Raw genomic sequence first — 12,690 nt, forward strand, 5'->3', positions numbered from 1 at the left:
CCATGTTCGAACAAACATTTAAAAACATAGACGACCTACTTTATAAAGATTCAGGTTCTGATAGTGAATTAGATTATATAGGCCAAACCTCTTGGGTACTATTCTTACGCTACTTAGACGAACTAGAACAAGACAAAGCAGACGAAGCCGAATTAAAAGGAGAAGAATACAAATTCATTTTAGATTCAGCATATCGTTGGCAAAATTGGGCAATGCCTAAAGATGTTGATGGCAAATTAGACCACCACAAAGCCATGACTGGTGTAGATTTGGTAGAATTTGTAGATGGCAAACTATTTCCTTACTTGGCAAAGTTTAAACAAAAAGCAGACTCTGCCAATACTATTGAATACAAAATAGGTGAAATCTTCTCTGAACTCAAAAACAAAATTCAATCTGGGTACAACTTAAGAGAGATTTTAGAATATGCAGATGCCCTACCCTTTCGTGCTTCTACAGACAAACATGAGTTAAGCCACTTGTACGAAACCAAGATTAAAAACATGGGGAATGCAGGTAGAAATGGTGGGCAATATTACACACCAAGACCGCTAATTCGTGCCATGATACATGTGATTGACCCAAAAATTGGCGAAAAAATTTATGATGGGGCAGCTGGTTCATGTGGTTTTTTATGCGAAGCATACGAGTACATGTATGAACGTATGGATAAAACAACCGACAATCTTAAAACCTTACAAGAAGAAACATTGTACGGAAAAGAGAAAAAGAATTTGGCGTATGTTATAGGAATTATGAACATGATTTTGCACGGCATTGAAGCACCCAACATTATCCATACCAATACTTTAGGCGAAAATATACGCGACATCCAAGAAAAAAACCGGTATCATGTTATTTTAGCAAACCCACCATTTGGTGGAAAAGAACGCCCAGAAGTACAGCAGAATTTTGACATTAAAACAGGTGAAACTGCATTCTTGTTTATGCAACATTTTATAAAGAGTTTAAAAACTGGTGGACGTGCTGCTGTAGTAATTAAAAACACAGTGTTAAGTAATACAGACAATGCTTCTGTTGCTTTGCGTAAACTCTTATTAGAAGGCTCTAACTTACATACTATTTTAGATTTACCTGGGGGTACTTTTACAGGTGCAGGTGTAAAAACGGTGGTATTGTTTTTCCAAAAAGGAGAACCTACCAAAAAGATTTGGTATTACCAGTTAGACCCAGGACGTAAAATGGGAAAAACCAATCCTTTAAATGATAAGGATATGGAGGAGTTTGTAACCTTATATAAAACCAAGCCAGAAACAGAAAAATCATGGAATTTAAAAGTAGCCGATATTGATGAAACTACTTGTGATTTGTCTACCAAAAACCCAAACACACCAGAAGAAGCACCTTTGCGTAAACCTGAAGTTATTTTAGCTGAAATGGAAACTTTGGATGCTGAAACAAGTTCAATTCTAAACCAAATTAAAGAATTGATATGAGAGAAGGTTGGGAAGTAAAAATATTGAAAGAAGTAACTTTATTTAAAAGTGGAAAAACAGTATCAAAAGATATCGAAAGAAGTTTTGGTGAAGTTCTTTATACCAAAGTTGGCGACATGAACTTAATTGGCAATGAAGAAAATATTACGACATCAACCAGATTTGTGGATTTGAAAGATATTAATGAAAAACAAATTATTCCAATTGGGTCAATTATTTTCCCAAAAAGAGGTGGAGCAATTGCCACAAATAAAAAAAGAAAAATTGTTAAACCAACTATAGTAGACTTGAATACTATGGCAATAACTCCTACCAAAAAGTTGTTATCAGAATATTTATATTATTGGTTTGAATCAATTGATTTGAATGATTTAAGTAATGGTACTTCAATACCACAAATAAATAATAATAGCTTTGATAATGTTTTTATATCTTTTCCGAAAGCTATTGAAGAACAAAAACAAATCGTAGCCATACTCGATAAAGCTTTTACAGCCATAGACCAAGCAAAAGCAAACATTGAAAAAAACATAGCAAACGCTAAAGAGCTGTTTCAGTCTAAACTCAATGACATTTTTAGCCAAAAAGGTGATGATTTTAAAGAAGAAAACTTAGGAAGCGTTTTTACTTTTAGGCAAGGAATACAAAGAGGTGTCAAACTACAGAGCGAACAAAAACAAGATGGCCAAGTAAGGTTTATAAGAATAATAGATTATACTCAAGGAAAAGAACTTCCAAGATACATTGATAATCCTGGAGAACAATACGTATTGACCGAAACAGATATTAGTTTAGTACGTTATGGAGCGTCAACTGGATTTGTATGTAGAGGAATTTCGGGAGTCTTAGCAAATAATCTTTTCAGAGTAATTCCAAAAGATAATTTTAAGATTAATTGTGATTATCTCTATTATTTTTTAGCATCGCCTGTATTCCAGAGATTTATAAAAAGTAAAATGAATGGTGCTGCTATGCCAGCTATAAGTTTTGGCATGGTATCAAAGATTCTATTTCCAATCACTTCAATTGAAAATCAAATAAAAATATCTCAAAAAATAGAAGAAGTTGAAGAACAAACTGATAATATTTTAGAAGTATATTATAAAAAAATAGAAAATCTTGAAGACCTCAAAAAATCCATTCTGCAAAAAGCCTTTGCAGGAGAGTTAACAAGTCCTAAAGGGACGAAGTATAGAAAAGAAGTACGCAGTGCTTCAGATTCAGATAACATAAACACAAATCAAAACCCTGAAAGGGTGAAGTAAATGATAAGTAATATAATAGCATATAAAAAGTATATCGCCCTTTCAGGGCTTAGTTTATACACTTTTACTAGTGTTATAGTGCTATGCACTATGCGATTATATGGCATCCCTTTGGGATTAACAGCATCCAGTCCTGAAAGGACGAAGTATAGTAAGGATGGACGAAGTCCTTCCGATAAAAAAAAATAAAGTAATATGGGACAATCACTCGTACAAAATTACGTCCATATCGTATTCAGCACCAAGTATAGAGAGGAACTGATATACCCACCCTATGAGCAAGAGCTACATGCCTACATAGGTGGCGTATGTAAACAGCTAGATTCCCCAGTTTTAATAGTAGGTGGTTATACCAATCACATTCATGTTTTGTGCATGCTATCTAAAAAAATAGCCTTAATGACTTTGGTACAAAAAATAAAAGCACATTCTAGCAAATGGATGAAAACAAAAGATGCAAGTTTATCGAATTTCTTTTGGCAAGATGGCTATGGTGCGTTTTCTGTAAACCCAAGTGAAGTACATGTTGTGGTAAATTATATTAAGCATCAGCACGAACATCATCAGAAAAAAGATTTTAAAGCAGAGTATCGCGCTTTTTTAGAAAAGTATAACGTAGATTATAATGAAACTTATGTTTGGGACTGATTACATCGCCCTTTCAGGGCTTTTTTATATCTTGCATATTCTGGCAGGACTTCGTCCTACCTTAACTACTAGCATCCCTTTAGGATTAAAAGTAAATTAATATGAACGAGGCACAAACCAAACACGATTTAATAGAACCTGCATTACGTAAAGCAGGTTGGGGAATTATAGAAGGTAGTCGTTTGCGCTTGGAGTTTCCTATTACCAAAGGGCGTCTCATTGGTCAAAACAGACGTGCCACACCTCTTTTTGCAGATTATGTACTAGAATATAAAAATAGAAGAATTGGTGTTGTAGAAGCCAAGAAAAGAGATAATTATTATACAGATGGTGTTGGTCAAGCCAAAGATTATGCAGAGCGTTTAAATATTCGTTTTACTTATACTACCAATGGTTTGCGAATCTATGGGATAGACATGGATGAAGCTACAGAAGGCGAAGTGTCTAAATACCCAACACCAGACGAACTCTGGGAAATGACCTACCCAACACCCAAAGAAGAATACAAAGTAGAAATAGCAGACTGGAAAGAACGTTTGTTTGCTATTCCTTTTGAAGATAGAGGAGGTACTTGGCAACCTAGATATTATCAACAAAATGCTATTGCCAAAGTATTAGAAGCTGTAGCCGAGAAAAAAGATAGATTACTGCTTACATTAGCTACAGGTACAGGAAAAACAGCTATTGCGTTTCAAATAGCTTGGAAACTGTTTCATGCAAAATGGAATCTACAAAGAGATGGAAGCAGAGCACCACGTATTTTATTTTTAGCAGATAGAAACATATTAGCAGACCAAGCTTTTAATTCTTTTGGTGCTTTTGATGTGATTGATGAAAATATTAAAGTAAGAATTAAACCATCCGAAATAAGAAAAAAAGGCAAAGTGCCTAAAAACGGAAGTATCTTTTTTACGATTTTCCAAACGTTTATGACCGATGTTAAAAACGAGGAAGATATTGAAAATGAAGCAGAAATTACTTCTTTAAGAGCAGCAGAAACCCCCATTATGTATGATGTTAAAAACTTTAATTTCGGTCAGTACCCAAAAGACTTTTTCGATTTTATAATTATTGATGAATGTCATAGAGGGGGTGCTAGAGATGAAAGTTCTTGGAGAGCTATTATGGAGTATTTTTCACCAGCGGTTCAATTAGGTTTAACTGCAACACCAAAGAGAGATGTAAATGCAGATACCTATGATTATTTTGGAGAACCTATTTATACTTATAAGTTAAAAGATGGTATTAATGATGGTTTTTTAACACCTTTTAAAGTTAAAGAAATACAAACCAATTACGATGAATATACTGTAACAAAAGACGATACTATATTAAATGGTGAAGCAGAACTTGGTGATACGTTTACCTATAGGGATTATGGTAGAAAAATAATCATACAACAAGTAGAACAATACCGTGTAAAAAAGTTTTTAGAGCTTATACATCAGCAACAAAAAACATTGGTCTTTTGCGCTACACAGGTACATGCAGCATTAATACGAGATTTAATAAATCAGCATGCAACCAGTACAAGTGCAAATTATTGCCACAGAGTAACTGCTGATGATGGAAAAAATGGTGAACAACATTTAAGGGATTTTCAAGATAACGAAAAAAGTATTCCAACAGTTTTAACAACTTCACAAAAGTTAAGTACAGGAGTAGATGCACCAGAAATAAGAAATATAGTACTATTAAGACCTGTAGATTCTATGGTAGAATTTAAGCAGATTGTGGGTAGAGGTACACGTCTTTTTGATGGTAAAGATTATTTTACAGTTTTCGACTTTGTAAGAGCTCACGACCATTTTCAAGACCCAGAATGGGATGGAGAACCGCTACCTCCAGAAATACCTGATAATGGAGAAGGTGGTGGAAGAACTCGAATTTGCAATATTTGTGGAGAAGCTTCGTGTATTTGTGAAAGACCAGAAGAAGAAGCATGTACAGCATGTGATCATATTCCATGTGTTTGTGAAACGCCACCAAGACAAATGGTTAGAGTTAAACTTTCTGATAATAAAGAACGAGAAATTGATGCGATGGTTAAAACAACTTTTTGGAGTCCAACAGGAAAACCAATAGGTCATCAAGAGTTTTTAGACCAATTATTTGGCGATTTACCTCAATTTTTCAAAAGCGAAAGTGAGCTGCGAAAACTTTGGAGTTTACCAAGTACTCGTAAAAAATTGCTAACTGAATTAAGCGAGAAAGGATATACCAATTCGCAATTAGAAGATTTGCGAAACTTAATTCATGGAGAAGATAGCGACCTTTTTGATGTATTAAGTTATGTAGCCTATCACAAAGACCTTGTACCAAGACTGGAAAGAGCAAGTAGAGCTAAAATTCAAATGCATGACTATAACCAAAAACAACAAGAATTTTTGAATTTTGTCTTAGAACAATATGTAAAAGAAGGCGTTGACGAATTAGATATTGAAAAGCTATCTCCATTATTGCACTTAAAATACAATAGTATTACCGATGCAAAAAATGAATTGGGAGATATAAAGTCTATTAAACAAACCTTTGTTGGCTTTCAAGAATATTTGTATCAAGAAAGCGCTATTTAATAGCATGTATTACTAACAATTGTGCATAACTTTTTAAATAGGTAACTACAAAAAAGTGTTTTATATTAAGATAAAGAGCCCAAAAACCATCTTAAAATTCAAAAAAAATGGAATGGAGACCAAAAAAATACATCAATAACCAAAAAAAATTGCATCAAGACGCAATTTTTATCGGGTCAAGACGCAATTTTAGTTGCATCAGGGTGCAATTTTAGTTTTCTATGCTTACAAATACAAAAAAAAAGCCTTAAAAAAACAGTTGTTTTTTTAAGGCTTAGAACAGCTGTACAAGCTGTTTACACAAAAAATAGTGCGATATTTATACTACGAAGCTTCTTTACGAAAAGACAAATTCTTTAATAAATTTCGCATTTTTTTTGCTGGTCTAAATAAAATACGGGTAGCTGTAATGGCTTGTGCAGAAACTTGATCTGCTGTAGAAAGCCCTGTAGAGCTTAAACTTACTTGAAAATTACCCAATTTACCCAAACGTACAATACGCCCTTGTTTGAGTTCGTGTACAATATTTTGCTCTAAAGCATTTAATACTGCCAAACAATCGGTTTCTGTAACTGTACATTGGTTAGAAATTTGCTCTGCAAGTGTTTCAAAATCTACACTACCATTGGCTACTACAGCCGCATAAAATTTTTCAGGTGCTGCCATGTCCTGAGGATTTTTTCTCGGCAACGTTTTGTAAATAATACTCATAATTTAAAGTATTTGGACTAAAAGCTTTTTAAAAGGTGGCTTTTATACACCTTATTTTTGTTAAGATTTTTAAGAAGTAACTCTACAGCAATTGCACGAACACAAATCGTTTTATGTAAGTTCGACTGTTTTTTTGTAAAAAAACAGGAGTTTAAAAAATAATTAACTCATACGTTTACCAATCAAGATGTTGTGGCATCTTTTTTTTTTTAGATTAAAAAAATTTTTGGTAAGCTGTTAAAAGTATTGTAGTTTTGGTAGTGCAAACAAAAACGTAATACTATAACAGTGTTACCTTAAAAAAAGGTCGTAAAGACCACAATCTTTACGGCTTTTTCTATGCATTTTAAATACGATGTAAAGCTAGGATTAATCTTTCAGAAAAGAAACAGGTAGTTATTCACAAAACACAGGTACTTTTCAACAGAAAGCATCAAAATAGCATTTTTAAGGAAATAAGATGCAGACTTTTGTGTTTTAGGGTGGAAAATATTTTTTTGTGCTGTAATACTTGTTTTAAGAAGGCCATTCAGCAGTATTACTAATACTTTATTAGTTTATTACTGCTTTTTTGTTAGGTTTTAGGTTATTTCTTAAATTTAACTGAATAAAAAAACCTCCTAACTTCATAAAGATTTCTCCATTTCAGTCGAAATGACATTCGTTTATACTTCATGCAGCATATCAAAAACGGGTGTTTATTTTGACTTTTTGGTTTTATAGATTTCTCCATTGCAGTCGAAATGACATTCGTTTATACTTCACATAGTCTATTAAAAACGGGTGTTTATTTTGACTTTTTGGTTTTATAGATTTCTCCATTGCAGTCGAAATGACATTCGTTATACTTCTCATAGCATATCAAAAAGGTGGGTTTGTTATGATTTTTTTGATTGTACAGACTTCTTCATTTCAGTCGAAATGACATTCGTTTATACTTCATGCAGCATATCAAAAACGGGAGTTTATTTTGACTTTTTGGTTTTATAGATTTCTCCATTGCAGTCGAAATGACATTCGTTTATATTTCTCATAGCATATCAAAAAGGTGGGTTTGTTATGATTTTTTGGTTTTATAGATTTCTCCATTGCAGTCGAAATGACATTCGTTTATACTTCATGCAGCATATCAAAAACGGGTGTTTATTTTGACTTTTTGGTTTTATAGATTTCTCCATTGCAGTCGAAATGACATTCGTTTATACTTCATGCAGCATATCAAAAACGGGAGCTTATTTTGACTTTTTGGTTTTATAGATTTCTCCATTGCAGTCGAAATGACATTCGTTATATTTCACATAGCATATCAAAAAGGTAAGTTTGTTTTGACTTTTTTGATTGTACAGACTTCTTCATTGCAGTCGAAATGACATTCGTTTATACTTCAAAAAGCAATATGGATCTGGGTAATAAGCGGTAGCTCTGTAGTCAAAATCATCTCTATAAAAAAACCTGCAACATCTATAAAAGATCTTGCAGGAAATTTTTGTTACCTTATTATAAGGTGATTTTAGCTATTATTCTACTTTAATTAAACTCCGTTTGCATAGCACTTATTTTCGATAGTTAAAAACTTACTTGAAAATAATCTTAGAGGTTCCGTAATCGGTTTCTGAGCTGCTTACTTTTAAGAACAACACCCCAGGTTTTACGTTAGCAAAGTCAAAATTCAATTCGTTTTTTCCTTCTAAAAGTGATGCAGAAGTTACGTAAATTGTTTTACCAGTAACATCAAACAAACTCACTTTTGCTTCTGTTGGTGTATTGCTATACAATAACAGGTTAACGTTACCTTGAGATGGATTTGGGTACGCCATAAAGTGGTTGTCAAAAGCTTCAATTTTATGCACTAGCTCTTCTTCTACAGCTGTTTTTGTAAATTTAATATCTTTAATACTTAAATTTAAATCTGTGGTTTGCGCTTCTACTGGCAAAAACGTAAAGGCAAGTGTTGTTAAATCGTCTGCAGTAATAGGTGCTGTAGTACCTATGGAAGTAAAAATTTCGAAAGGCACATAATAGGTTTGCTCTTCTTCAGACAAATCAACCATTACTCTATATTGTGCTTTCCATTCTTCTATAGAAGATTTGATTAGCCCCAACTCTAGTAAGCCACTACCTGTTGCTGTAAATGATAGGTATTTGTATGCTGAATAATCTGCAGCTAAAGTACCTGGTAATAAAGATTTGTATAAGGTTAAGTAGTCATAATCGCTTGTTGCTTGCAGTTCTACATTTCTGCTGATGGCATATTCATCATCATTATAAGTTCTATCAAAATCATTAGACACAAAATAGTGATTGATTTTTGTATACCTTTTATCATAATCTAAGCCCCAGTTGCCATCTGCATGATAAAATGCATCTTCTATTTCTCCGTTTACTTTTACCAATGCGTCGTATTCATACCCATCTGCAATGTTTATACGAATGGTTTTTTCTTTCTCTGAGTTTACAGGATTGTATCTGTGCTTTACATTATTGGCCGTTTCAGAATACACTTCTTCCATAGCAATTTCTACCTCTTGCCCAACCATAGTACTTCTTAGTAATACAACCAACTCCGCTTGCTCTCTAGCTATTTTTGCAGCATACGTTTTTGGTACTTTTTGCACTTCTATTTGCTGTATAGGCATATAGCTTTGTAAATTCTGCAACACATCTGTAACTAACTTTTGCGTGTCTGTAGGGTTTGTAGACCATACTTGAAAGTTGTACACATCATTAAACTTAGTGTAATGATTTACATACCAATTGGTTTGTAGGGTGTAATTGGTATCGTTATTATTCTTTGCTACCGCAAAAGAGATAGCATATTCTACCACACCTGTACGTTGTTTTATGGCTTGCATTAAAAAGTTTTTACCTTGTAATTGAACCGTTGTAATGTTTAAAATTTCAGCACCACGCAATCTATCGCAAGAGGCTTTGGTATGGTTGTACACTTTATCTGATGTTTTAATACCTAGCACTACCCCTTTGGTTTGTCCATCTACAGAAAAATCTACAGAAAACACCTCATCTGCAATGGTATAATCTAAAATATCTGTTGGTGAAGTAATGTTAGCAACATTACCAGCTACCAATTCATTAGGAAACATATCTAACAGTGTTAATCCTTTGCCTTGGTAAGGTTGTACACTCTTTAATTGTGCTTTGTTGTACAAGTTAGCTTTCGATTTTACAAACTGAGTAGGTACAGAATTCTTTTTTCTACCTACATAAATTTTAGAAATGGCATCGCCTAAAGATTCCGATTCTACACCACCACTATTTCCGGTACTTACCTCATTAGACTGAATGGTAATTGGTATGGTTGTAGTAACATTACATCCATTGGTTTGCACTCCGTTAAATAATAAGGTGTATAAACCTGGTTGTGTAAAGTTAAGAGAAATGGCGTTTTCATTTGGATAACTCGCGGTATTTTGCCCTGGCAAAATCCAAGAGTAACTTGAAAATTCAGCACCATTTACAAGCGTAACATTTGCATTTACAGAAGCATCTGTTAAGTGGGTAGTATTTACCACCACTTCTGCAGCTACTTTTGGCAACACAGTTACTTGTTGGGTTGTGGTATCTGAACCAAAGGCATTAGTTGCAGTTAAAGTAACCGTATATACACCAGCTGCTGTATAGGTTTTGGTAGGTTGCATTGCAGTACTTGTAGTACCATCACCAAAGTTCCATTGGTATGCAATGGGTGTTACAGGTTGTGCAATGTTACCCGTATTTGAAGTATTATTAAAAGTAAACCTATTGTCTGTCAAACACGCGTTATCGTTTACGGTAAAAGCAGCTTTTGGTACTGCATTTACGGCTATTGATGCGTTTACATCTGGCGCAAATGTTGTACAGTGTACAACACCACCACTTTGCGTGTACGATGTTGCAATGATTTGCCCTACAACATCTGCAGTGTTTTGATTTTTTGTGATGCTTGCAAAAGGCGCTAAAATACTACCATAAACGGTATTGTTACCTTCTAAGTGTAATGCTGTTGTGTTGTAAAAATTATAGATGATGTAAGGCGCACTAGCATTAGCAATAGCTGTTTGCGACCATACATTCCAGTAAAATTGCCCTGGCGCGTTTACATTCACAATTAAAAATTTATCTGAATTCGCAGTATTTAAGAAATTAATTGTCTGAACATTATTTAAATCCGAACCATTAATATTGATGTAATTTGCACCATTTTTAAGAGTAATCCCTATTTGATTGGGTAAATTTGTATTTGCAATGGAATCTCCAGCAACATCTTTAAGTAAGGCATTGTGATTATTTTCTGACAAACTAGTGGCATTTGTTCTTAGTCTTTGAAATGCCAACGGAAAATCGAGCTTATTTTTTGCAAAAACAGGGTTTACTGATGCATTAAATGCGTTTGCATTGCCTGCTAATTGAATATAACTACTTGCCTGATAATCGTTTTCTGGTGTAATACGAATAGGTGTTGGTGCGTTTTGAGGATCTGCATACCAAGCATTACTGCCATTTGCATGTCCTATTTGAGCATATTGTGTAGCATTACGTAAGTTTAAAATTCCTGTATTGTAATTTACTTTACCATCTACCAACAAACCCAATGCATTGCCATTTACTTGATAACAACCACAATCTTGCAAAGCCAATTCGTAATCACCATTAATCGTAACATCGCCACCTGCAGCCAAACTTCCGTTTGTAGTGCCTTGACTTAAGGTTACATCATGCTCTACAAAAACCGTAAAACATTCAGCAGGAGTAATAGGACTGTAAGGGTTTGTACAAACTTGAGCTAGTATAGTATCATCTAAACTTGTACCTATTGTTTGGCTAATACCTACTGCCACTAAAGGGATTCCATTGGCGTTTACCCCACCTTTTAATCTTCCATTAGCATCTGTAACTGTAAAATTATGACTCCCTTCTAACGCATCAGGACAGCCATCATTATCAGAATCAGTATCAAATTGATTAGGTATCGCATCATTATCTGCATCTTTTGCAAAAGGATAGGTACACAATTCGTTTACAAATCGTATACGTTGACTATTTCTTTGTCCTCCTGTAGAAGCTGTAAACCCAAAATGCGCATTGGTTTCTCCGTTAAAAACATTTGCAATCAAATCGTCTGTATAATTGGTAATTTGTGTTCCATCAAAAGAATAGCTCAAGGTTTTTGTGCTTGCCACCCAGCTAAAGTTAACCAAATGCCAGTTGCCATCTTCTATATTTCCTAAATCGGTTGCTGATGTTAAACCTTGCCAAGTGCTCGTACTTTTTATTTGTGTGTGATCGTTAACCAATTCTCCGTAATTACTGTAAGTATCAAACTCTATAGAAATACCGTTTTTAATATGTTTTGCACCTATACCTTGCCCATTTATACCCACAGTATGAATACCATCTGGGTCTGTATGAAAAACAATAGCAATACCATCAGCACCAATATCTTTAGTACCAAGATTAATTTCTATAGAAAAATTAAAATCACTTGTAAAATCAACCTTACCAAAAGACATACTAGAACCTGCTTGATTGTTAACATCAGGGGTAAGTTCTATTTCATTTGAATTTACAAAAGTTGCATCGCCAGCAATGGTAAACAAATCACTTAATGAGTTGTTGTTTAATCCGTTTTCAACGCAATCTAAAATACCATCATTGTCATCATCTAAATCTATGGCATTTTGAATTCCATCGCCATCGCAATCTGTAGCACTTACACATTGTGCGTTTGATGAAAAAATATTCATCAGTATAAATATAAGTAAAACAATAGCACTTTTTAAAAAATTAGTGTCGAAGTTTTTGGAAGGTTGTTGCAAGGTTTTCATAATTAAATATTTGAGGGTATTTTTAAAACTACCTAGTTTAAAGGGCGTTAACTACATCAAAGGTAAAAATCTAACCGTCCTTTTTAATCTTTGCTTCGAGCATCGTAAAATTAGTTAAGCTGAATGGTAATTATCTTTCGTTTTAATTGGCTTAGTACATTTCAACGATACTAATTGGGTAAGATGAACTGCATTTAACGTTACTAAAACT

Annotated in this window: 6 protein-coding genes; 4 read left to right on the forward strand and 2 right to left on the reverse strand. The window is 33.9% G+C overall.

The window, feature by feature from the left end:
• Window positions 1-2: 2 nt before the first annotated feature.
• From ACW9UN_RS06570 to hsdR, 4 genes are all read left to right on the forward strand, one after another.
• On the forward strand, window positions 3-1,457 hold the full coding sequence (locus ACW9UN_RS06570; protein ID WP_459485038.1) for a class I SAM-dependent DNA methyltransferase: 1,455 nt from the start codon (window positions 3-5) through the stop codon (window positions 1,455-1,457).
• Window positions 1,454-2,722, forward strand: a complete 1,269-nt coding sequence (locus ACW9UN_RS06575; RefSeq protein ID WP_459485039.1) for a restriction endonuclease subunit S — start codon at window positions 1,454-1,456, stop codon at window positions 2,720-2,722. Before ACW9UN_RS06570 ends, ACW9UN_RS06575 begins: the two co-directional genes overlap by 4 nt.
• 195 nt (window positions 2,723-2,917) lie before the next feature.
• Entirely contained in the window at window positions 2,918-3,370 is a 453-nt protein-coding gene (gene tnpA / locus ACW9UN_RS06580; protein ID WP_459485041.1) for an IS200/IS605 family transposase, read from the forward strand.
• Window positions 3,371-3,471: 101 nt separating this feature from the next.
• Window positions 3,472-5,946, forward strand: a complete 2,475-nt coding sequence (hsdR, locus tag ACW9UN_RS06585) for an EcoAI/FtnUII family type I restriction enzme subunit R (protein ID WP_459485043.1) — start codon at window positions 3,472-3,474, stop codon at window positions 5,944-5,946.
• 324 nt (window positions 5,947-6,270) lie between these two features.
• On the opposite strand, the gene ACW9UN_RS06590 is transcribed toward hsdR, so the two are convergent.
• Together ACW9UN_RS06590 and ACW9UN_RS06595 are read right to left on the reverse strand one after the other, a co-directional pair.
• Complete coding sequence (locus ACW9UN_RS06590; RefSeq protein ID WP_459485045.1) at window positions 6,271-6,657, reverse strand: HU family DNA-binding protein; 387 nt, start codon at window positions 6,655-6,657, stop codon at window positions 6,271-6,273.
• Between the two features lie 1,574 nt (window positions 6,658-8,231).
• Window positions 8,232-12,398: a collagen-binding domain-containing protein gene (locus tag ACW9UN_RS06595; RefSeq protein ID WP_459485047.1), complete on the reverse strand. Its 4,167-nt coding sequence runs from the start codon at window positions 12,396-12,398 to the stop codon at window positions 8,232-8,234.
• Between the last annotated feature and the right edge of the window lie 292 nt (window positions 12,399-12,690).

It is taken from the genome of Polaribacter litoreus (assembly GCF_054584775.1).